Genomic DNA, 21,231 nt, shown 5'->3' on the forward strand with positions numbered 1-21,231 from the left:
CTTAACGTTTATGTCCTACCAAGTCCTCGCCCGCAAATACCGCCCCCGCAGCTTCGATACGCTGGTCGGGCAGGAGCACGTCGTGCGGGCGCTGACGCATGCGCTGGAGCAGCAGAGGCTGCACCATGCCTACCTGTTCACCGGCACGCGCGGCGTCGGCAAGACCACGCTGTCACGTATCCTCGCCAAGTCGCTGAACTGCCAGGGCGCCGACGGCAACGGCGGCATCACCGCCCAGCCTTGCGGCGTGTGCGAAGCCTGCGTGGCCATCGATGCGGGCCGCTTTGTCGATTACATCGAAATGGACGCTGCTTCCAACCGCGGCGTCGATGAAATGGCGCAGTTGCTGGAGCAGGCGGTTTACGCGCCGTCCAATGCGCGTTTCAAGGTCTACATGATCGACGAAGTCCACATGCTGACCAACCACGCCTTCAACTCCATGCTGAAGACGCTGGAAGAACCGCCGGAACACGTCAAGTTCATTCTGGCGACCACCGATCCGCAAAAGATTCCCGTGACCGTGCTGTCGCGCTGCCTGCAGTTCAACCTCAAGCAGATGCCGCCGGGCCACATCATCAGCCACCTGGACAATATCCTCGGCCAGGAAAACATCGAATTCGAAGCGCCTGCGCTGCGTCTGCTGGCGCAAGGCGCGCACGGCTCAATGCGCGACGCGCTGTCGCTGACCGACCAGGCGATCGCCTATGCCGCCGGTAAGGTGACGCTGGAAGCGGTGCAGGGCATGCTCGGCGCGCTCGACCAGTCTTACCTGATCCGCGTACTGGACGCGCTGGCGGCGCAAGATGGCGCCGCCCTGCTGGCAGTCGCCGACGAAATGGCCACGCGCAGCCTGTCGTACAACGCCGCCTTGCAGGATCTGGCGACGCTGCTGCACCAGATTGCATTGGCGCAGACGGTGCCGGCCGCGCTGGCCGAAGACCTGCCGCAACGCGAAGACATCGTCCGGCTGGCGTCCCAGTTCAACGCGGAAGAAGCCCAACTGTTTTATCAGATCGCCGTGCATGGCCGCAACGAACTCGGCTTGGCGCCCGACGAATATGCCGGTTTCAGCATGACCTTGCTGCGCATGTTGGCGTTCCGTCCGGTGGCTGCCGGCGCCGCCAGTTCCGGTGCCGGCAGTGCTCCATCCGCGCCCGTGACGCGCCCGGTATCGGCTGCTGCCCGACCCAATCCGGCTGCAGCGCCCTTGAGCGCCGCGCCGCAAGTCGCCACCGCCAGCACGCCGGTTCCGCGTCCGGCGCCGCCGCCTTCGGCCGGGCCGGCCAATTCGGCCCGCGCCGCTGCGCTTGAGGCTGCTCGCGCTGCTTCGGGCAAGAGCGCGCCGCGACCGGCGGTTGCGCCTGCGCCGACACAGGTTCCGCCTGCCGCGGCTCAGATTCAGGCTGCCGCGCCGGCAGCGATGGCCGATGAAGCGCCGCCGCCTTGGGATGAAGAGCCGGCAAACGCCGCCGCTCAAAAAAAAACTGAACAGCAGCCGACCGGCGACGCCGTAAGCAATTCGGCAACTGCGCGAGACGATGCCATCGTCGTCGCCCCTGCGCCCGCCAGCGCTGTGACGCCCGCCATGGCGGCCCAGACCGCCCAGGTCATCGCCAGCCTCGGCTGGGACGGCAACTGGCCGCAGCTTGCCGCCGATCTGCCGTTGCGCGGCATGGTGCAGCAGATGGCGCAGCAGAGCGAACTGATTCGGTGCGAAAATAGCGGCAATACGGTGTGTTTCTATTTGCGTATCCCGGTTGAAACCTTGCGCGCCGCCGGCAACGTCGAGAAACTGACCGCCGTCCTGAGCGAACGTTTCAACAAAAGCATCCGGGTGGAAACCGAGATCGGCGCCGTCGCCCTTACCGCCAACGCCAAGGCCGAAGCGGACCGTGCCGAACGGCAGCGTGACGCCGAGCTGACGATGCGAAACGACCCTTTTGTGCAAGTCATGATGCGCGAATTCGGCGCTTCTATCGTGCCGGGCTCGATCCGGCCGTTGTGATGTGTCCGTCGGCATTCGCGGCAATGTGCCATTTCCGCCACGGCTGATGCAAGATAAATCAATTTAGTTATCAAGGAGTAGGACCATGATGAAAGGCCAACTGGCAGGCTTGATGAAGCAGGCTCAAGCGATGCAGGACAACATGAAGAAGATGCAGGAGCAGCTTGCATTGATTGAAGTCGAAGGACAGTCCGGTGCAGGACTGGTCAAAGTCGTGATGACCTGCAAGAATGACGTCAAGCGCGTCTCCATCGATCCGTCGCTGCTGGCGGACGACAAGGACATGCTGGAAGACCTCGTCGCTGCCGCCTTCAACGATGCAGTGCGCAAGGCCGAAGCGACGTCGCAAGAAAAAATGTCCGGCATGACCGCCGGCATGCCGCTGCCGCCAGGCTTCAAACTGCCGTTCTGAACGATGCCGGTCCGATGCACTGGACCAGTATTGCGATAATGTAGTGCTGCTTTCTGAAGGAGGCATCATGTTCGTCATCTCGATTACCTATACCAAGTCTGCGGGCGAAATCGACGCCTTGCTGACCGCGCATAAGCAATTCCTGAACGAACAATATGCCGAAGGCGTGTTCCTGATGTCGGGGCGCAAGGTGCCGCGCAGCGGCGGCATCATCATCGCCGATGCCGCCGATCGCGCCGAAGTCGAAGCGATCATCGAGACGGATCCCTTCTACATCGGCGGCGTCGCGGAGTATGAAATCACCGAGTTTGTTCCATCCATGACGGCCGAAGCGCTTTCCGTTTTCCGGCATACCTCAGACAGAAATTGAAAACCCCCTCCAGTCTTACCCTGCTCACGGAATCCCTGCGCACGCTTCCAGGCATCGGTCCCAAATCGGCGCAGCGCATGGCCTATCACCTGCTGCAGCACGACCGCGACGGCGCCTTGCAACTGAGCCGCGCATTGGCTCAGGCTGCCGAGACCATTCGCCATTGCGCGCTCTGCAATACATTCACGGAACAGGTCATTTGCGACACCTGCCAGGACGGCGAGCGCGACACGACGATTCTATGCGTGGTCGAGACGCCGAGCGATCAACTGATGATCGAGCAGACGCTGACGTTCAAGGGTTTGTACTTCGTACTGATGGGGCGCCTGTCGCCGCTGGACGGAATCGGCCCCAAAGACATCCATCTGGAAAAGCTGATCACGCGCGCCACCGACGGCGTTGTTGCCGAAGTGGTGCTCGCCACCAATTTCACCAATGAAGGCGAGGCCACCGCGCACTACATCAGCGAGACGCTCAAGGCCCGCGGCCTCAAGGTCAGCCGTCTGGCGCGCGGCGTGCCGGTCGGCGGCGAACTGGAATACGTGGATGCGGGAACGATCGCCCGTGCGATGCTGGACCGCAGGACAACTTGATTCAGGGAGGGATAACCTTGAAGTGAGTCATATCCATATGCAATCCAATGTTTATCCATTGTCTGCGCTAGCGTTATCCCTCGCCTTATCCATGCCGGCGCATGGCGCCGACCGGTTCATCCACTTCGGAGATGCGGCCGTCATCGAATCGGCGGCAAAATATGGCGGGTATCGCTACACCTTCGACTTTGTCGCGACGAAAGATAACTTATCCTGGTCGTCCGGCAAAAGCGTGAAGGCGAAGCTGAAATGTAGTGACGAAGGCGCACAATTTTATATTCCTCATCGCGCCTTGCCATTCATGAGGGCCGGTGGCGGCAGTTATTTCGTGGTGCGCGGTCCGTATGGGGTGGAAGGCGTGCGCAATGCAGATTTTTGCGCAACCCTGGCGGCAGTCAGACAAGGCGCACTCAAGCAGGCAACTTTACGGTTGCACACGCTTCCCGGGCACTGGCGCCTGAATGCCAAAAACCAACTGCTTGAGGCGCAAGGCGGCAGCAACAATCTATTTATGGACAAATACGAAGTGACGAAAACGAAGTAGGAAGACGTTCGCACTGCCCGCTTCGATATTCTTGCTATTCATCACCATGATAAAAAACGAAAATTCAGGCCCACTGGCCGGCATCAAGGTACTCGAGCTCGGCACATTGATCGCCGGCCCGTTTTGCTCGCGCATGCTGGCCGAGTTCGGCGCCGACGTCATCAAGGTCGAAGCGCCCGAAGCAGGCGATCCGCTGCGCCAGTGGCGCGTGCTCAAGGACGGCACTTCGCTGTGGTGGTCGGTGCAGGCGCGCAACAAGAAGAGCCTGACGCTGAACATGAAGGACCCGCGCGCCCAGGACATCGCGCGCCGGCTGGCGCTGGACGCCGACATCATCATCGAGAACTACCGTCCCGGCGTGCTGGAAAAGTGGAACCTTGGCTACGAAGACCTCAGACAACGTAATCCCGCCACCATCATGGTGCGTCTGTCCGGCTACGGCCAGACCGGTCCGCTCAGGGACTTGCCGGGGTTCGGCGCCATTGGCGAATCGATGGGCGGCATCCGCTACGTATCCGGCCATCCCGATCGGCCGCCGGTGCGTATCGGCATTTCCATCGGCGACTCGATCGCGGCCCTGCACGGCGTCATCGGCGCGATGATGGCGTTGCGCCATCGCGATGTCACCGGCGGCCGCTGGAACGGCAAGGACGGCGAATTGCGCGTGGCGGGGCAGGGCCAGATGGTCGACGTCGCCCTGTATGAATCCGTGTTCAACATGATGGAATCGCTGGTGCCGGAATACGACCACGCCGGCGTCGTGCGCGAACGCACCGGCGGCGCCTTGCCGGGCATCGTGCCTTCCAACACATACACCACCGGCGACGGCAAGAACATCGTCATCGCCGGCAACGGCGACGCCATTTTCAAACGCCTGATGATCGCCATCGGCCGCGACGACATGGCCAACGATCCGCAACTGGCGCGCAACGACGGCCGTGTGCCGCATACGGACACCATCGATCGCGCGATCCAGGCCTGGTGCGACACCAGGACGATCGACGAAGCGCTTGGCATCCTGCAAGCGGCCGACGTACCGGTCGGCAAAATCTACTCGGTGCGCGACATGATGACCGATCCGCAATTCCTCGCCCGCAACATGTTCGAGCAGCATGCTTTCGCCGACGGCACGCCGGTCAAATTGCCGGCCGTGACGCCGAAATTGTCGGAAACCCCGGGCGGCACCAAATGGCTCGGTCCCGAGCTCGGCCAGCATAACGCTGAAATCTTGCGTTCGCTGGGGTATGATGACGCACAAATTGCGCAGTTGCGGCAAGACAAGGTTATTTGAAGGCAGTGAAAAACTGCCGCTGATATTGATATAGCAAAAAATTCATTGGAGGAGACGACATGAAGTTCAACCTGAAGCAATTCGCCATCGCGCTGGCGCTGTTCCTCGCGGGCTACCTGACATTCAACAGCAACCTGTTCGCACAGGCGCTGGAAAAGCCGAAAGTCTCCATCGCCGTCGGCGGCAAGAACCTGTTTTATTACCTGCCATTGACGGTTGCCGAACAGCTCGGCTACTTCAAGGATGAAGGCCTGCAAGTCGAAATCTCCGACTTCGCCGGCGGCGCCAAGGCCTTGCAAGCATTAGTGGGCGGCAGTGCGGACGTGGTGTCCGGCGCCTACGAGCACACCATCAACATGCAGGCCAAGAACCAGCCTATCGTCGCCTTCGTGCTGCAAGGCCGTGCGCCGCAAATCGTGCTGGCCGCCAACAACAAGACCATGCCGAACTACAAAAGCATCGCCGACTTGAAGGGCAAGAAGATCGGCGTCACCGCTCCCGGCTCGTCCACCAGCATCATGGCCAGTTTCGTCCTGGCCAAGGCCGGCCTGAAGCCGACCGACGTTTCCTTCATCGGCGTCGGCGCGGCTGTAGGCGCGTTGTCGGCCATCCGTTCCGGCCAGATTGATGCGATCGCCAACCTCGATCCGGTCATTTCCATGCTGGAGCAGAAGAACGAGATCAAGATCATCGCCGATACCCGTACGCTGAAAGACACCAACGACGTCTTCGGCGGACCGATGCCGGCGGCGACCCTGTATGCGTCGGAAGCCTTCGTCAAGAAATATCCCAACACCACCCAGGCGCTGACCAACGCCATGGTGCGCGCACTGAAGTGGATCCAGAAGGCCGGTCCTTCCGACATCATCAAGGCCGTACCGGAAAGCTACCTGCTGGGCGACCGCGCGCTGTATATCGCCGCCTTCCTGAAAGTGCGCGAAGCGATTTCGCCGGACGGCCTGTTCCCGGCCAATGGTCCGGCCACCGCGCTGAAGACCTTGCAGGCCTTCGAGCCTGACCTGGCCAGCAAGAAGATCGATCTCGACAGAACCTATACCAACGAGTTCGCCAAAAAGGCCAACCTCAAGTACAAGTAAGCCCATGTCGGCCCGGGAATCGGTCCCGGCAGGCAGTTCGCGGGCGCCTTCGGGTGCCCGCCTGCAATTTAGCGGCACGGGATTTTTTGTTTCATCCGGACTTCACGATGCATTTCAACAACGCCAACGGACTTCGCTTTGCCGGAGCTCTATCGATATGACGCCAGCCCTTTTTCTCGACGACATTACCTGCACCTTTGTTTCCAAGGACGACCGCACCCAGCGTTACACCGCCGTCGCCAATACCACGCTGGCGATTGCGCCGGGGGAGTTCGTTTCCGTGGTCGGACCGACCGGCTGCGGCAAGTCGACCTTGCTCAACGTCGGCGCCGGTTTGCTGCAACCGTCTTCGGGCAGCATCAAGGTATTCGGCGAAGAGCTTGCCGGCATCAACAAGCGCGCCGGTTACATGTTCCAGGCCGAAGCGCTGATGCCGTGGCGCAGCGCGCTGGAAAACGTCGTCGCCGGACTGCAATACCGCGGCGTCGATGACCGCGAGGCGAAAGAACTCGGCGAGCAATGGCTGGCGCGCGTCGGCCTCAAAGGCTTCGGCGACCGCTATCCGCACCAGTTGTCCGGCGGCATGCGCAAGCGCGTCGCGCTGGCGCAGACGCTCATCATGGATCCGGACATCATCCTGATGGACGAACCGTTTTCGGCGCTCGATATCCAGACGCGCCAATTGATGGAAAACGAAGTGCTCGATCTGTGGAACGCCAAGAAAAAAGCCGTGCTCTTCATCACCCACGACCTCGACGAAGCCATCGCCATGTCGGACCGCGTGGTGGTGTTGTCGGCCGGTCCGGCCACGCATCCCATCGGCGAGTTCACGATCGACCTGCCGCGTCCGCGCGACGTCGCCGAAATTCGCACGCATCCCCGCTTCGTCGAGCTGCACCAGCAAATCTGGTCGGTCCTGCGCGACGAAGTGCTCAAGGGATATCAACAACAAAAGACGGCGGCTTAGGGCGCAAAAGGTACGAAAAAATCATGTGGAAACTCCTCAAACCAAGTCATAAAAATCTGCGCTTCTGGCAATTGCTGGTGCTGGTCGTCGTGCTGGCGGTCTGGCACATCGCCACGCGCAACGAGCAGACTGCCTTTTTCTTCGGCGAACCGCTCAAAGTCGCGGTGCGCATCTGGCAATGGTTCACCGTCGGCAGCGGCTCGCTGGAAGTAGGCTTCGGCGACACCACGTTCTTCACGCTGAACTTCCCGGCGGAAATCTATTCGCACTTGCTGATCACGCTGACCGAAACCGTGCTGGCATTCGGCATCGGCACCGTGCTGGGCCTGGGTATCGGTTTGTGGCTGGCGCTGTCGCCGGTGGCTTCGGCCATCCTCGATCCTTACGTCAAGGCCGCCAATTCGATGCCGCGTGTGATCCTGGCGCCGATCTTCGCCATGTGGTTCGGTCTGGGCATCTGGTCCAAGGTTGCGCTGGCGGTGACGCTGGTCTTCTTCATCGTGTTCTTCAACGTTTATCAGGGCGTCAAGGAAGTCAGCCCGGTGGTGCTGGCCAACGCGCGCATGCTCGGCGCCAACGCGCGCCAGTTGCTGCGCACGGTCTACCTGCCGTCGGCGACATCATGGGTGTTTTCCAGTCTGCATACCTCCATCGGCCTGGCCTTCGTCGGCGCCGTGGTCGGCGAATACCTGGGCTCGGCGCGCGGCGTCGGCTACCTGATCCTGCAGGCGGAGGGCAGCTTCGACATCAATACCGTGTTCGCCGGGATTGTGGTGCTGACGGCGTTTGCGCTGGTGCTGGATGTGGCGGTCGGCGTAATCGAAAAACGCCTCATGAAGTGGCAGCCGAAATCGGGCGAGACCGAGAAGCTGTAATCGCAGAGACGATTCCAATAAAAAAGAGGCGAATGATTTCGCCTCTTTTTTCATGCATAGCCTGTGATTTCACAGGTGGATAAAGCTCACCGCAGCGCGTCGACGATCTTTTCCAGCTTGACGGCATCGGCGCAGAACTGGCGGATGCCTTCGGACAGCTTTTCAGTCGCCATGGCGTCGTCGTTGAGCGACAGGCGGAAGGTCTTTTCGTCGAGCGTGATTTTCTTCAGGTCGGCCGATTGCGCGGCTTCCTTGCTCAGTTTGCGTTCCACCGGCATATCGCTTTCGGCCAGTTTTTGCAGCAGGTCGGGGCTGATGGTCAGCAGGTCGCAGCCGGCCAGCTCGACGATCTGCGAGGTATTGCGAAAGCTCGCGCCCATGACTTCGGTGGCGTAGCCGAACTTGCGATAGTAGGTGTAGATGCTGCGCACCGATTGCACGCCCGGATCGTCGGCGCCGGCGTATTCCTGTCCGGTCGATTTCTTGTACCAGTCGTAGATGCGGCCGACGAACGGCGAGATCAACTGTACTTTGGCTTCGGCGCAGGCAATTGCTTGCGGCAGCGAGAACAGCAATGTCAGGTTGCAATGGATGCCTTCCCTTTCCAGCACTTGCGCGGCGCGAATGCCTTCCCAGGTCGAGGCGATCTTGATCAGGATGCGCTCGCGCCCGATGCCGGCGTCTTCATACAGCTTGATCAGCGCACGGCCCTTGGCGATGGTGCCTTCGGTGTCGAAGGACAGGCGCGCATCGGTTTCGGTCGAGACGCGGCCGGGGATGAGCTTGAGGATTTCCAGGCCGAACGCCACCAGCACGCGGTCGATGATGCCGTCGGTGCTCAGCGCAGCGTGCTCGCGCACGATTTTTTCCAGCAGCGGCTTGTATTCATCCTTTTGCACCGCTTTCAGGATCAGCGACGGATTGGTGGTCGCATCTTGCGGTGCGAATGCCTTCATCGCCTGGAAGTCGCCGGTGTCGGCCACGATGGTGGTGTATTGCTTGAGTTGGTCTAGCTGTGTCATGGCAATCAATCTCGATGTAATGAACCAAACGACATTCTACGTAAGTTTTTTCGCACTACCGTTTTTTCGGCAGCGGCGCGCCGACGGCGTTCAAGGATTCCAGATACGCGCCGAGCGGATGGTAGAAGTCGGTTTTGCCATGCGGCGGTTTCTCGGGGCCGTAGCGCGTGTTGTCGCGTTGCAGGACGCGGTACCAGCCGCCGCGTTCCCGGTCGATCAGGTGCTGCATGCTGTATTGCCAGAGCTGGTCGTAGACTTCCCAGTACAAAGCTTCGCCGGTGCGTTGCGCCAGCAGGGCCGCGGTCGCCAGCGATTCGGCCTGCACCCAGAAATATTTGTCGCCGTCGCAGACGCTATGGTCGGGCGCGATGCCGTAGTAGAGGCCGCCGTGGTCGTCGTCCCATGCCACCGGAATCGTCGCGTCGAACAATGCGCGGGCGCGCGGCGCGAGCCAGCCGGCGTCGTCCTGCAGATGTTCCGCATGGCGCTCAAGGATCAGCAGCAATTTTGCCCATTCGGTCATGTGGCCCGGCTGGTAGCCCCAGGGCCGGAACATGTTGGTGTTGTCGTGGCGGTTGTATTCCCAGTCGATCTTCCAGTCGGCGCTGTAATGTTCCCAGATCCAGCCGTTGGCCAGCGCCGCCTGGCGTACCGTGATGTTGCGTGCGAGCTGTTCGGCGCGGTGCAGGTAGCGCGGCTCGCCGGTGGCCTCGAAGGCGGCCAGCAGGGCTTCGCAACTGTGCATGTTGGCGTTCTGGCCACGATAGGATGACACCACGCCTTCCGGCGTGGCCTCGTCGGCATAGAGGCCGTGCTGCTCGGACCAGAACAGTTTTTCCATATGGTTGAAGGTCGCATCGATGTGCGCACGCGCTTCATCGACGCCGATGCCGTAGGCGTGCGCATAGGCCAGCAACACAAAGGCCAGGCCGTAGCAATGCTGGGTGCGGTCGACCGGCACGCCGTTGTCGAGCACCCAGGCATAACCGCCGTAGCTCGGTTGCCAATGCTGCTCTTGCAGGAACTTCAGGCCGTGGCGCACGGCGTCGCGATGTTCTTCCTTGCCGTTGAAGCGATAGGCCAGCGCATGGCAAAACACCATGCGCGTGCTGTTGACCAGATGGCGGCTGTTGTCGTAGACGCTGCCGTCGTCGTTGAGGTAATGGAAAAAACCGCCGGCGGGATCGTAGGCATGTTGCGTGAAAAAGCCGATGTCGCGTTGCAGCCGTTCATGCAGGAAAGCCGGATCGCGGAAAGAGGTTGTTTGTCTCGTTGTCGAATTCATGGATAAAGCTCGGCGTTAAAAAATGATCAGCTTGAAACTCAGTTTAAAACTCAGCTTAACAATTAGCGGAAGAACGAATCGAACTGCATGTCGAATTTTTGCAGGGACTTCTGGGCGTTCTGCATCTTCTTGCGGAATTCCGGGCCGCGCCGCAACGCCAAGCCGACCGCGAGGATGTCGATCACCACCAGATGCGCCAGGCGCGCCGAGATCGGCGTGTAGGGATCGATGTTGAAGCTGAGGTCGATCGGCACCAGCACGGTCGCCAGCTCGGCCAGCGGCGTGCCGCTCGGTCCCAGTACGATGATGTCGGCGCCGCCCTTGCGCGCCAGTTGCACGCTGCGCAGCAACGCCGCATTGCCGCCGCGCTGCGAGATCGCCACCACGGCGTCGCCGGGCTGGAGCAGTGAAGCGGCAATGCTGTGGATATGCGGGTCGGAATAGGCCACGGTCGGCACGCCGGAGCGGAAGAACTTATGCTGGGCGTCGTTGGCGACGATGCCGGAAGTGCCTTGGCCGTAGAACTCGATCTTGCTGGCGCGCGCCAGCACGTCGAGCGCCAGTTGGATGGCGTCGGGGTTGAGATGGTTGCGCAGATCCAGCAACGTATTGATCGAGCGGCTGCAGATCTTGTTGACCAGATCGACCGCCAGATCGTCCTGCCCCAGCGATTCGTTCGCCCCCGGCAAGGCCAGCGCCAGGCTTTGCGCCAGCTTCAGCTTGAAATCGTGCCAGCCTTCGTAACCGATGGCGCGGCAAAAGCGGATCACGGTCGGCTCCGACACCTCGGCGTTCTTGGCCAGCGCGGTCAGGTTTTCCTGCAGCGCCAGTTGCGGATTGGCCAGGATCGCGGCCGCCACCTTCTTCTCCGACTTGGAGAGCGAGTTGATGTGCGTGCGGATGGAGTCGAGTAGCATGGACATGGACGTTTGTTCGGCCTCTCATGTGAATGCCGACGCTCAATAACCTCCAGCGGCGACAAGATATAAATTTAAACTTCCGGCAAGGCTTCTTCACGCCATTGCAAGCCGTCGCGGCCGATCAGCGCGCTTGCCGCCGCCGGTCCCCAGGTGCCTGCGCTGTAGGGGATAGGATCGCTTTCTTCCTGCTCCCAGTGGGTCAGGATCGGTTCCACCCATTCCCACGCCGCTTCCAGTTCGTCGCTGCGCATGAACAGCGTCAACTGGCCGCGCAGCACGTCGAGCAGCAGCCGTTCATAGGCTTCCATGCGCGGGGTTTTGAATTTTTCGCGGAAATCCAGTTCCAGTTCGACCGGCTTCAGGCGCATGCCGTCGCCTGGCGTCTTGGCCATCAGGTTCATGTGCAGGCCCTCGTCGGGTTGCAGGCGGATCACCAGGCAGTTCGGCGTGTTGCTGCTGTTCTGCGCGAAGATCGAATGCGGCACGCTCTTGAAGCGCACCACGATTTCCGCCAACTGGTCGGCCATGCGCTTGCCGGTGCGCAGGTAGAACGGCACGCCGGCCCAGCGCCAAGTGTCGATCTCGGCCTTGACCGCGACGAAGGTCTCGGTGCGCGAATCGGGATTGGCGTCTTCTTCCTTGCGGTAGCCCGGCACGGCGACGCCGTTGACGTGGCCGGCGCGGTACTGGCCGCGCACCACGTTCATCGCCAGCGTGCTCGGCGTGAAACGTTTGAGCGAACGCAGCACTTTCAGTTTTTCATCGCGCACGGAATCGGCCGAGTTCGATACCGGCGGTTCCATCGCGACGATGCACAGCAATTGCAGCAGGTGATTTTGCAGCATGTCGCGCAGCGCGCCGGAAGTGTCGTAGTAGTCGAAGCGGCCGCCGACGCCGAGTTCTTCGGCGATGGTGATCTGCACATCGGAAATCCATTCGCGGCGCCACAGCGGTTCGAACAGGACATTGCCGAAGCGCAGCGCCAGCAGGTTTTGCACCGCCTCTTTGCCGAGATAGTGGTCGATCCGGAAGATCTGCGATTCGCTGAAATAGCGCCCGACCTGGGCGTTGATGTCCTTGGCGCTTGCGAGGTCGTGGCCGAGCGGTTTTTCCAGCACCACGCGCGCATTCGGCGTGGCCAGGCCGGCTTGCGACAGGTTGTCGCAGATCATCGAGAACAGCGTCGGCGGCGTCGCCAGGTAAAACACGCGCGAGATCGCCGGATCGTCGCGCAGGGCCGCCACCAGGTTCTGGTAAGTCGCGGGCTCCTTGGCGTTTAGCGACACATACTGGATGCGACCGCAAAAGCGCTGCCAGACGCCGACATCCATGGTCGCGCTGCTGACGTGCGGCTTGGAATTCTGTTCGACGATCTGCAGGAAGTCTTCATTGCTCTTTTGATCGCGGCCGATGCAGATGATGCGCGCGGTCGGCAGCAGGTCGCGGGCGCGATCGCGGGCATACAGGGCCGGCAGCAGCTTGCGCATCGCCAGGTCGCCGGTGCCGCCGAATAAAACCAGGTCAAAATCGGAAATAGCCATAGCAGTCTTCTTGTCTCGGTCGATCGTTCAGGAGTGTCGGTCAGTTCTTGGTCTTGGACAGCGCTTGTTTCGCCAGCGCGATCAAGGCATTGGTCGAGCAGTCATGGCGCGCCGGCACCGCCTCGCCGGACAGCTCCGACTGGATGGTCTTGGCCAGCACCTTGCCCAGCTCCACGCCCCATTGGTCGAAGCTGTTGACGCCCCAGATCGTGCCTTGCACGAAGGTCTTGTGTTCATACAGCGCGATCAACGCGCCGAGCGTGGCGGGCGTCAGGGCATCGAGCAGCAGCGTGTTGCTCGGACGATTGCCGTTGAAGGTCTTGTGCGGCAGCAGGAAATCGATTTCGTCTTCGTCGACGCCTTGTTTCCTGAGGTCGTCGCGCACTTCCTCGGCCTGTTTGCCGCGCATGAAGGCTTCCGACTGCGCGAAGCAGTTCGCCAGCAACACGGCATGATGGCCGGGCAGATCGTGCGTCGGTTCGAGCACAGCGATGAAATCGATCGGCGTGATGTCGGTGCCCTGGTGCAGCAGTTGGAAGAACGCGTGCTGGCCGTTGGTGCCGACGTCGCCCCAGATGAACGGGCAGGTCGCCACGCCGACCTCGGTGCCGTCGCGCGTGATGCGTTTGCCGTTGCTTTCCATCTCGAGTTGTTGCAGGTAAGCCGGAAAGTGGCGCAGGTCATGATGGTAAGGCGCGATCGACAGCGATTCGCTGTTGAAACAGTTGCGGTTCCAGATGCCGATCAGCGCCTGGATCACCGGCATGTTCCGTTCCAGCGGCGCTTCGCAGAAATGCTTGTCCATCGCATGGGCGCCGGCCAGCAAGTCGCTGAAATGCCTGAAACCGATCGCCAGCGCAATCGACAGTCCGATCGACGACCACATCGAATAGCGGCCGCCGACCCAGTCCCAGAACGGGAACATGTTGTCGGTATCGATGCCGAAAGCGCGCACGGCTTCGGTGTTGGTCGACACCGCGACGAAATGTTTCGCCAAATCCTGTTCGCCGGCGCGCTGCAGGAACCAGTCGCGCGCAGACCTGGCGTTCATCATGGTTTCCTGCGTGGTGAAGGTCTTGGAGGCAACGATGAACAGTGTTGTCTCGGCATCAACTTGTTGCAGGACGTCATCCAGGTCGTGACCGTCGACATTGGAAACGAAGTGCATCTTCAGCCGCGGATGCGCATAGGTGCGCAATGCGGTACAGGCCATTTGCGGCCCCAGATGCGAGCCGCCGATGCCAATGTTGACGATGTCGGTGATCGGCCGGCCGCTACGTCCCAGCCAGCGGCCGTCGCGCACGCGTTCGACGAAGCCGTGGAGACGATCCAGAACGGCATGAACGTCCTCATTGATGTGCTGTCCATCAACTTGCAGGCTTTGGCCGCGCGGTGCGCGCAGGGCGGTATGCAGGACGGCGCGGTGTTCGGTGAAATTGATTTTCTCGCCGCTGAACATGGCGGTGCGCCGTGCTTCCACGTCGCGTTCGCGCGCCAGCTCGAACAGCAACTTGAGCGTAGTATTGTCGACACGGTTCTTGGAGTAATCGAACAGGATGCCGGCGGCTTTCACCGTCATGTGGTCGAAACGACTGGCGTCCGTGGCGAACAGGTCGCGCATGTGCCGGTCGCGGACATCGGCATGGTGAGACAAAAGTGCCTGGAAGGCTGTGGTCGCTGTGAGTGCTGTGTACGGCATGTTCTGCAATCTTGGCTGGTGGTGGCTGAGTCCGGAAGAATCTTGACTATACATGATTTGCTACTTTTATGGTAATTTCACTACAATATTAATCGTCGCTTCATGTCGGTAATTGCATTTGTAATAGTGCTGTCATAGACCGAGGGAGAAATAAAATTCGGTTTTTGCTTGACGGTCATGTAGATAAAACAAATCGGAAGAGGGAGTTTTATTTAATATTTTGTAGTAAAATTACATTCGTCAACGCTATCAGGAACCCAACATGTCTCTCAACGCTACCTTAGCCAGCGTCACGCGACGCATCGCCGAACGTAGTCGGCCTTACCGAACAGCTTACCTTACCCGCCTCGATGCCGCGCGTCACGAGGGAGTGCAGCGCGGCGCGCTGTCGTGTACCAACCTGGCGCATGGCTTTGCAGCCTTTCCCGCCAACGACAAGCTCAAACTGAAGCAGGACCGCGCATCTTCCGTCGCCATCGTCTCCTCCTACAATGATATGTTGTCGGCGCACCAACCTTTTGAACGCTTTCCGCAAATCATTCGCGAGGCCATCCGCGAAGACGGCGGCGTGGCGCAATTCGCCGGCGGCGTTCCCGCCATGTGCGACGGCATCACGCAAGGCCAGACCGGCATGGAACTGTCGCTGTTCTCACGCGACGCCATCGCCATGGGCACCGCGGTGGCGCTGTCGCACAACATGTTCGATGCGGCGCTGTACCTGGGCGTGTGCGACAAGATCGTGCCGGGCCTGTTGATCGGCGTTTTGCATTTCGGCCACATCCCGGGGGTGTTTGTTCCCGCCGGTCCGATGACCAGCGGCATGACCAATAGCGAAAAGGTCAAGATCCGCCAGCTTTACGCGGAAGGCAAGATCGGCCGCGCCGAACTGCTGGAGGCCGAGGCGAAGTCCTATCACGACGCCGGCACCTGCACCTTCTACGGCACCGCCAACAGCAACCAGATGCTGATGGAAGCCATGGGCCTGCACTTGCCGGGCGCCGCCTTCATCACGCCGAATACGCCGATGCGCGACGCGCTGACCGCCGCCGCCGCCAAACAGGCGCTGAAAATCACCGCGCAAGGCCCGCAATACACGCCGGTCGGCCGCCTGGTCGATGAAAAATCCATCGTCAACGCCATCGTCGCCCTGCTGGCGACCGGCGGCTCCACCAACCATACGCTGCACCTCGTCGCCATCGCCAAGGCGGCCGGCCTGGTGATCGACTGGGACGACTTCTCCAAGCTGTCATCCGTCGTGCCGCTAGTCACGCGCATCTATCCGAACGGCACCGCCGACGTCAATCACTTCCACGCCGCCGGCGGTACCGGGTTTGTACTGCGCGAGCTGCTCGACGCCGGGTTGATGCACGACGACGTCATGACCATTCTCGGTCAGGGTTTGCGTGCGCACTGCACCGAGCCGTTGCTGGAAGACGGCAAGGTCACCTGGAAAGCAACGCCGAAGGACAGCGGCGACGAGACCGTGCTGCGCCCCGCAACCAATCCATTCTCCGCCGACGGCGGCCTCAAGCTGCTGCAAGGCAACCTGGGCCGTTCGGTCATCAAGGTGTCGGCAGTCAAGCCGGAGCATCGCGCGGTACAGGCGCCGGCCATCGTATTCCATTCGCAGGCAGCCTTCATGAAAGCCTTCAAGGCAGGCGAACTCGACAAGGATTTCATCGCCGTGCTGACGTTCCAGGGACCGCGCGCCAACGGCATGCCGGAACTGCATGCGTTGACGCCGGCGCTGGGCATCCTGCAGGACAAGGGGCGCCATGTGGCACTGGTGACCGATGGCCGCATGTCGGGCGCATCGGGCAAGGTGCCGGCGGCGATCCACGTCACGCCGGAAGTGCTGGCAGGCGGTCCTTTGGGTTTTGTGCGCACAGGCGATATGATTCGTCTGGACGCCGAAGCCGGCATCCTGGAAGCCCTGGTACCAGCGTCCGAATGGGCCTCGCGCACTACGGAAACGGCAGACCTGTCGGGCAACCAGACCGGCATGGGCCGCGAATTGTTCAGCGTGTTCCGTGCGTCGGTCAGCGCGGCGGAAGAGGGCGGCACCAGTTTCGGGCTGCCACCAATCCTAGAAAATGAGAAAGCGACAGTATGAAAAGCATCCTGGAAATCATGCGTACTTCGGCGGTCATCCCCGTGATCGCCATCGACAAGCTGGAACACGCCGTGCCGCTGGCCAAGGCGCTGGTTGCCGGCGGCATCCGCGTGCTCGAAGTGACGTTGCGCACCGAGCATGGCCTGCCGGCGATCCGTGCGATTGCGGAGCAGGTGCCTGACGCCATCGTCGGCGTCGGCACGTTGACCAGTCCGGAAGAATTCGTCGCCTCGCGCGATGCAGGCGCCGTGTTCGGCGTGTCGCCGGGATTGACGTCGGCGCTGATCGCCGCCGCCAAATCCAGCGGCCTGCCTTTGCTGCCGGGCGTAATGACGCCGTCGGAAGTGATGGCGGCGCGCGAAGCCGGTTTCCGTCAGTTGAAGTTGTTCCCGGCAGTGCCGGCGGGCGGCGTCGGCATGTTGAACGCGATTGCCGGTCCGCTCGCCGATGTGACTTTCTGCCCGACCGGCGGCATCTCGCAAGAGACCGCCTCGCAATTCCTGGCATGCAAGAACGTTGCCTGCGTTGGCGGTTCGTGGCTCACGCCGAAGAACGCCATCGAGATCGGCGACTGGAACAAAATTACTGCATTGGCCAAGGCTGCCAGCGCCTTGCGTCCTTAGTCCTTTTCAGCGTGACCCGGGTGCCGCCGAGGCAGTACCTCTGAAAATGCACAATGCCCTTGCTAATTGCAGCAAGGGCATTGTCGTTTCCGCAGCAGGAATTTGCTTTCCTTCACGGCTGCATCTACAGCCAATTCGTCAGACCGGCGAAACGACTGCACTCTTCTTCCGGTAAGCCACGATCAGCAGCACGACGCCTAGCACAATCATCGGCACCGACAACATCTGTCCCGCCGAAATCGTTATCCCGCCGAATGTCACGTTGTAATCCGGCGTGCGGAAATACTCGGTAAAAAAGCGCGCGCAACCATACAGCAGCGAGAACAGGCCGGCCACCGCCATGCGTGGGCGGGGCTTGCGGGCGAAGAACCACAGAATGATGAACAGCAATATGCCATCAACCAGCATCTGGTAGATTGGCGACGGATGGCGCGGCAGGTTGTCGACATTGGGCCAGATCATCGCCCACGGCAGCGACGGATCGGCAAGCCGGCCCGGCAGTTCGGCATTGATGAAATTGCCGAGGCGGCCGGCGGCGTAACCGAGCGGCACCATCGGTGCGATGAAGTCCATGATGTCCATCAGATGGCGACCGCGCTTGCGGCCCCACAGGTACATCGCGATCAGCACGCCGAGGAAGCCGCCGTGGAAGGACATGCCGCCTTTCCACACCGCGATGATGTCGGCCGGATTGGCGAAGTAATAGCTCGGGTTGTAGAACAGCACTTCGCCGAGGCGCCCGCCGATCACCACGCCCAGCACGCCGTAGAACAGCATATCGTCGAGATCCTCCTTCTTCCAGCCGGCGGCGGCGATATGCGGCTGCCTGATACGCAGGCGGCCCAGTGCGATGAACTGCGCAAACGCCAGCAGATACATCAGGCCGTACCAGTGCACCTGCAGCGGGCCGATGGAAAAGGCGATCGGATTGGGCATCGGATGTATCAGCATGAATCAACTCTTTCAGAACGGATGTTGGTAATCGGGTGCAGCGCTGTGTCGGTTCACGCCGCCGGCGGCGCCGCCACCATGTCGAGAAACGCACGCAGCACCGGCGACGCGCTGTCGCGCCGCCATGCCAGTCCGGTTTCGATCAGCGGCACCTTGCCGGTCAGCGGACGGTAATCGACGCCGGGGCGCTGCAGATTAGACACGGATTGTGGCACAAGTGCCATACCCATGCCAGCCGACACCAGGCCGACGATGGTTTGCATCTGGATGGCTTCCTGACCAATGTGCGGCGTCACGCCGGCGTCGCGGAAGCAGCTCAGGATGGTGTCGTGGAAGGCCGGTGAAATGCGGCGCGGGAAAATGATCAGCGGCAGTTCGCGCACGGTCTTGAGTGCAATGGCGTTTTTACCGCGCACGATGCCGGCGGGGATCGCCGCCACCAGCGGTTCCGACAGCACCGGATGGTAGTCGAGCACCGCCAGGGATTTGTCGGGCAACGGCGGCAGCAGCAGGCCGGCGTCGATCTTGCCCTGCATCAGGTCTTCCAGTTGCACGTCGGTGGTGGCCTCGCGCAGGTCGATCCGCACTTGCGGATAGCGCGCCCGGAATTGTTGCAGCAGCGGCGGCAAAATACTGTAATCCGCGGTCGAAATGAACGATAGTGAAAGCAGGCCGGACGCGCCGGTGGCGGCACGCCGCGCCAGGTCGGGCAGGGCGCTCGCCTGCTGCAGGATGCGTTGCGCTTCCGGCAACAACGCCTGGCCCGCCGGCGTCAGCGCCACGCTGCGCTTGGTGCGCGCGAACAGCGGCGTGCCGAGCATTTCTTCCAGCGCCTGGATGGTTTGCGACAGCGGTGGCTGCGTCATGTGCAGCCGGACTGCGGCGCGGCCGAAATGTTTTTCTTCGGCAACAGCGACGAAATAGCGCAGTTGGCGCAACTCCAGGCGGGACTCTGTATTCATGAAGTCTGTAATATGCAATTCATATTAGTAGGTAGTGAATCATATATTTGACACAAGGCATCGCGCAAGGCAATCTAGCGCCCAGCCAGAACCCGTTCCCGCCTGTCCGGGCGGGTTCACGCCAGCGTCGCTCCTGGCCTGAACCAAGGGTTCCGATCTGATCAACCAGGAGACACGCATGTCATTCAACCGCCGCTCAAAAAACATTACGCAAGGTATTTCGCGTAGCCCGAACCGCTCGATGTATTACGCATTGGGTTACGAAAAGGAAGACTTCGACAAGCCGATGATCGGCATCGCCAACGGCCATTCCACCATCACTCCCTGTAACTCCGGCCTGCAGAAACTGGCCGATGTCGCCGTCGCCGCCATCAAGCAGGCCGGCGCCAATCCGCAAGTGTTCGGTACGCCGACCATTTCCGACGGCATGTCGATGGGTACCGAAGGCATGAAGTATTCGCTGATCTCGCGCGAAGTCATCGCCGATTGCATCGAGACCGCAGTCAACGGCCAATGGATGGATGGCGTGGTGGTGGTCGGCGGTTGCGACAAGAACATGCCGGGCGGCATGATCGCGCTGGCACGCACCAACGTGCCGGGCATCTACGTCTACGGCGGCACCATCAAGCCCGGCAACTGGAAAGGCAAGGACCTGACCATCGTGTCGGCATTCGAAGCCGTCGGCGAATTCTCCGCCGGCCGCATGTCGCAGGAAGATTTCGACGGCATCGAGCGCAATGCCTGTCCGTCGTCCGGTTCCTGCGGCGGCATGTACACTGCCAACACCATGTCCTCATCGTTCGAAGCGATGGGCATGGCATTGTTCTATTCCTCGACCATGGCCAACCCCGACGACGAAAAGACCGGCTCTGCAGCCGAGTCCGCCCGCGTGCTGGTCGAAGCCGTGAAGAAAGACCTCAAGCCGCGCGACATCATCAACCGCAAGTCGATCGAAAACGCCGTGAGCCTGATCATGGCCACCGGCGGCTCCACCAATGCCGTGCTGCACTACCTGGCGATTGCCCACGCCGCTGAAGTCGAATGGACCATCGACGACTTCGAGCGCGTGCGTCAGAAGGTGCCGGTCATCTGCGACCTGAAACCGTCCGGCAAATACGTCGCGACAGACCTGCACAAAGCCGGCGGCATCCCTGCCGTGCTCAAGGTATTGTTGAAGGCCGGCCTGCTGCATGGCGACTGCATCACCATCACCGGCCGCACCCTCGCCGAAGAGCTGGAAAACGTCCCCGACCTGCGCGCCGACCAGGACGTCATCCACAGCATCGACAAGGCCCTGTACAAACAAGGCCATCTGGCGATCCTGAAAGGCAACCTGGCGCCGGAAGGCTGCGTCGCCAAGATCACCGGCCTCAAGAATCCGGTCATCACCGGCCCGGCCCGCGTGTTCGACGACGAATACAGCGCCATGGACGCCATCCTGGCCGACAAGATCAAGCCGGGCGACGTCCTCGTAATGCGCTACCTGGGACCGAAGGGCGGCCCGGGCATGCCGGAAATGCTGGCGCCGACTTCCGCGCTGATCGGCAAGGGCCTGGGAGAATCGGTCGGCCTCATCACCGACGGCCGCTTCTCGGGCGGCACCTGGGGCATGGTGGTCGGCCATGTGGCGCCGGAGGCGTTTGTCGGCGGCACCATCGGTCTGGTCCATGAAGGCGATTCGGTCACCATCGACGCCCATCGGCAACTGATCCAGCTCAATGTGCCCGAGGACGAAATCGCTCGTCGCCGCGCCGAGTGGAAGCAGCCTGCGCCGCGCTACACCCGCGGCGTCCTGTCGAAATATGCAGCGCTCGCGTCGACGGCAAGCAAGGGCGCTGTGACCGGTTGATTGTCTGATCCGGAATCAGCGCAAAACAGTCGGGAAAGCCGGAGCGATCCGGCTTTTTTCATGGTCTTTCCATAGGGGAAATGCATCTCGTTTTTATCTGTGGCATGCAAGC

19 protein-coding genes are annotated in these 21,231 nt (G+C 61.2%); 12 read left to right on the forward strand and 7 right to left on the reverse strand.

All coding sequences use genetic code 11. The annotated features are described in order from the left end of the window. The first annotated feature begins 10 nt into the window (after positions 1 to 10). The 9 genes from RV1423_RS16510 to RV1423_RS16550 all read left to right on the forward strand — a co-directional run bounded on the left by RV1423_RS16510 (position 11) and on the right by RV1423_RS16550 (position 8,154). Positions 11 to 2,005 carry a DNA polymerase III subunit gamma/tau gene (locus RV1423_RS16510; RefSeq protein WP_034298645.1) on the forward strand — a complete coding sequence of 665 codons (1,995 nt, stop codon included), beginning with the start codon at positions 11 to 13 and terminating at the stop codon, positions 2,003 to 2,005. A gap of 85 nt (positions 2,006 to 2,090) precedes the next feature. Then, positions 2,091 to 2,417 carry a YbaB/EbfC family nucleoid-associated protein gene (locus tag RV1423_RS16515; protein ID WP_034298648.1) on the forward strand — a complete coding sequence of 109 codons (327 nt, stop codon included), beginning with the start codon at positions 2,091 to 2,093 and terminating at the stop codon, positions 2,415 to 2,417. 67 nt (positions 2,418 to 2,484) lie between these two features. After that, positions 2,485 to 2,787: a YciI family protein gene (locus RV1423_RS16520; RefSeq protein WP_034298650.1), complete on the forward strand. Its 303-nt coding sequence runs from the start codon at positions 2,485 to 2,487 to the stop codon at positions 2,785 to 2,787. Further along, a complete protein-coding gene (gene recR / locus RV1423_RS16525) occupies positions 2,784 to 3,380 on the forward strand; it encodes a recombination mediator RecR (RefSeq protein ID WP_034298652.1) in 597 nt (198 codons plus the stop codon). The genes RV1423_RS16520 and recR overlap by 4 nt, the downstream gene beginning before the upstream one ends. 37 nt (positions 3,381 to 3,417) lie before the next feature. Beyond that, on the forward strand, positions 3,418 to 3,924 hold the full coding sequence (locus RV1423_RS16530; protein WP_155835133.1) for a hypothetical protein: 507 nt from the start codon (positions 3,418 to 3,420) through the stop codon (positions 3,922 to 3,924). A gap of 46 nt (positions 3,925 to 3,970) precedes the next feature. Next, positions 3,971 to 5,215, forward strand: a complete 1,245-nt coding sequence (locus RV1423_RS16535; protein WP_034298743.1) for a CaiB/BaiF CoA-transferase family protein — start codon at positions 3,971 to 3,973, stop codon at positions 5,213 to 5,215. A gap of 59 nt (positions 5,216 to 5,274) precedes the next feature. Beyond that, positions 5,275 to 6,312 (forward strand): ABC transporter substrate-binding protein, encoded by a 1,038-nt coding sequence (locus RV1423_RS16540; RefSeq protein WP_034298655.1) that lies wholly within the window; start codon positions 5,275 to 5,277, stop codon positions 6,310 to 6,312. A 157-nt stretch (positions 6,313 to 6,469) separates the two neighbouring features. After that, a complete protein-coding gene (locus tag RV1423_RS16545; protein WP_034298657.1) occupies positions 6,470 to 7,279 on the forward strand; it encodes an ABC transporter ATP-binding protein in 810 nt (269 codons plus the stop codon). Positions 7,280 to 7,302: 23 nt separating this feature from the next. Then, the gene (locus RV1423_RS16550) at positions 7,303 to 8,154 is read left to right on the forward strand and encodes an ABC transporter permease (RefSeq protein ID WP_034298659.1); all 852 of its coding nucleotides are present in this window, start codon (positions 7,303 to 7,305) and stop codon (positions 8,152 to 8,154) included. Between the two features lie 86 nt (positions 8,155 to 8,240). Here the strand turns inward: RV1423_RS16550 and tal are convergent, their stop codons facing one another. From tal to pgi, 5 genes are all read right to left on the reverse strand, one after another. Beyond that, the gene (gene tal, locus RV1423_RS16555; RefSeq protein ID WP_034298662.1) at positions 8,241 to 9,176 is read right to left on the reverse strand and encodes a transaldolase; all 936 of its coding nucleotides are present in this window, start codon (positions 9,174 to 9,176) and stop codon (positions 8,241 to 8,243) included. Positions 9,177 to 9,231: 55 nt separating this feature from the next. Continuing rightward, positions 9,232 to 10,461, reverse strand: coding sequence for an AGE family epimerase/isomerase (locus tag RV1423_RS16560; RefSeq protein WP_034298664.1), 1,230 nt, complete (start codon positions 10,459 to 10,461; stop codon positions 9,232 to 9,234). Positions 10,462 to 10,523: 62 nt separating this feature from the next. Next, positions 10,524 to 11,378 (reverse strand): SIS domain-containing protein, encoded by an 855-nt coding sequence (locus tag RV1423_RS16565; protein WP_034298746.1) that lies wholly within the window; start codon positions 11,376 to 11,378, stop codon positions 10,524 to 10,526. 74 nt (positions 11,379 to 11,452) lie between these two features. Beyond that, positions 11,453 to 12,922, reverse strand: coding sequence for a glucose-6-phosphate dehydrogenase (zwf, locus tag RV1423_RS16570; RefSeq protein WP_034298666.1), 1,470 nt, complete (start codon positions 12,920 to 12,922; stop codon positions 11,453 to 11,455). Positions 12,923 to 12,962: 40 nt separating this feature from the next. Further along, positions 12,963 to 14,621, reverse strand: a complete 1,659-nt coding sequence (gene pgi, locus RV1423_RS16575) for a glucose-6-phosphate isomerase (RefSeq protein ID WP_034298670.1) — start codon at positions 14,619 to 14,621, stop codon at positions 12,963 to 12,965. A 262-nt stretch (positions 14,622 to 14,883) separates the two neighbouring features. Here pgi and edd point away from each other — a divergent pair, with 262 nt between their 5' ends. After that, entirely contained in the window at positions 14,884 to 16,734 is a 1,851-nt protein-coding gene (gene edd / locus RV1423_RS16580) for a phosphogluconate dehydratase (RefSeq protein ID WP_034298673.1), read from the forward strand. Then, positions 16,731 to 17,357, forward strand: coding sequence for a bifunctional 4-hydroxy-2-oxoglutarate aldolase/2-dehydro-3-deoxy-phosphogluconate aldolase (locus RV1423_RS16585; protein ID WP_034298675.1), 627 nt, complete (start codon positions 16,731 to 16,733; stop codon positions 17,355 to 17,357). Before edd ends, RV1423_RS16585 begins: the two co-directional genes overlap by 4 nt. 138 nt (positions 17,358 to 17,495) lie before the next feature. Here RV1423_RS16585 and lgt read toward each other — a convergent pair whose 3' ends face one another. Both lgt and RV1423_RS16595 read right to left on the reverse strand, forming a co-directional pair. Further along, entirely contained in the window at positions 17,496 to 18,308 is an 813-nt protein-coding gene (lgt, locus tag RV1423_RS16590) for a prolipoprotein diacylglyceryl transferase (RefSeq protein WP_034298678.1), read from the reverse strand. A gap of 53 nt (positions 18,309 to 18,361) precedes the next feature. Continuing rightward, positions 18,362 to 19,270 (reverse strand): LysR substrate-binding domain-containing protein, encoded by a 909-nt coding sequence (locus tag RV1423_RS16595; RefSeq protein WP_034298680.1) that lies wholly within the window; start codon positions 19,268 to 19,270, stop codon positions 18,362 to 18,364. A gap of 178 nt (positions 19,271 to 19,448) precedes the next feature. On the opposite strand from RV1423_RS16595, the gene ilvD reads away from it, so the two are divergent. Beyond that, entirely contained in the window at positions 19,449 to 21,119 is a 1,671-nt protein-coding gene (gene ilvD, locus RV1423_RS16600; protein ID WP_034298682.1) for a dihydroxy-acid dehydratase, read from the forward strand. Positions 21,120 to 21,231: the final 112 nt, after the last annotated feature.

The sequence above is a fragment of the Herbaspirillum sp. RV1423 genome (assembly GCF_000577615.1).
GTDB lineage: Bacteria > Pseudomonadota > Gammaproteobacteria > Burkholderiales > Burkholderiaceae_D > Herbaspirillum.

Excerpts from the sequence above, each read along its gene's own strand:
- RV1423_RS16510 (WP_034298645.1), top strand. The coding sequence starts at position 11 with ATGTCCTACCAAGTCCTCGCCCGCAAATACCGCCCCCGCAGCTTCGAT.
- RV1423_RS16515 (WP_034298648.1), top strand. The coding sequence starts at position 2,091 with ATGATGAAAGGCCAACTGGCAGGCTTGATGAAGCAGGCTCAAGCGATG.
- RV1423_RS16520 (WP_034298650.1), top strand. The coding sequence starts at position 2,485 with ATGTTCGTCATCTCGATTACCTATACCAAGTCTGCGGGCGAAATCGAC.
- RV1423_RS16530 (WP_155835133.1), top strand. The coding sequence starts at position 3,418 with ATGCAATCCAATGTTTATCCATTGTCTGCGCTAGCGTTATCCCTCGCC.
- RV1423_RS16535 (WP_034298743.1), top strand. The coding sequence starts at position 3,971 with ATGATAAAAAACGAAAATTCAGGCCCACTGGCCGGCATCAAGGTACTC.
- RV1423_RS16540 (WP_034298655.1), top strand. The coding sequence starts at position 5,275 with ATGAAGTTCAACCTGAAGCAATTCGCCATCGCGCTGGCGCTGTTCCTC.
- RV1423_RS16545 (WP_034298657.1), top strand. The coding sequence starts at position 6,470 with ATGACGCCAGCCCTTTTTCTCGACGACATTACCTGCACCTTTGTTTCC.
- RV1423_RS16550 (WP_034298659.1), top strand. The coding sequence starts at position 7,303 with ATGTGGAAACTCCTCAAACCAAGTCATAAAAATCTGCGCTTCTGGCAA.
- tal (WP_034298662.1), bottom strand. The coding sequence starts at position 9,176 with ATGACACAGCTAGACCAACTCAAGCAATACACCACCATCGTGGCCGAC.
- RV1423_RS16560 (WP_034298664.1), bottom strand. The coding sequence starts at position 10,461 with ATGAATTCGACAACGAGACAAACAACCTCTTTCCGCGATCCGGCTTTC.
- RV1423_RS16565 (WP_034298746.1), bottom strand. The coding sequence starts at position 11,378 with ATGCTACTCGACTCCATCCGCACGCACATCAACTCGCTCTCCAAGTCG.
- zwf (WP_034298666.1), bottom strand. The coding sequence starts at position 12,922 with ATGGCTATTTCCGATTTTGACCTGGTTTTATTCGGCGGCACCGGCGAC.
- pgi (WP_034298670.1), bottom strand. The coding sequence starts at position 14,621 with ATGCCGTACACAGCACTCACAGCGACCACAGCCTTCCAGGCACTTTTG.
- edd (WP_034298673.1), top strand. The coding sequence starts at position 14,884 with ATGTCTCTCAACGCTACCTTAGCCAGCGTCACGCGACGCATCGCCGAA.
- RV1423_RS16585 (WP_034298675.1), top strand. The coding sequence starts at position 16,731 with ATGAAAAGCATCCTGGAAATCATGCGTACTTCGGCGGTCATCCCCGTG.
- lgt (WP_034298678.1), bottom strand. The coding sequence starts at position 18,308 with ATGCTGATACATCCGATGCCCAATCCGATCGCCTTTTCCATCGGCCCG.
- RV1423_RS16595 (WP_034298680.1), bottom strand. The coding sequence starts at position 19,270 with ATGAATACAGAGTCCCGCCTGGAGTTGCGCCAACTGCGCTATTTCGTC.
- ilvD (WP_034298682.1), top strand. The coding sequence starts at position 19,449 with ATGTCATTCAACCGCCGCTCAAAAAACATTACGCAAGGTATTTCGCGT.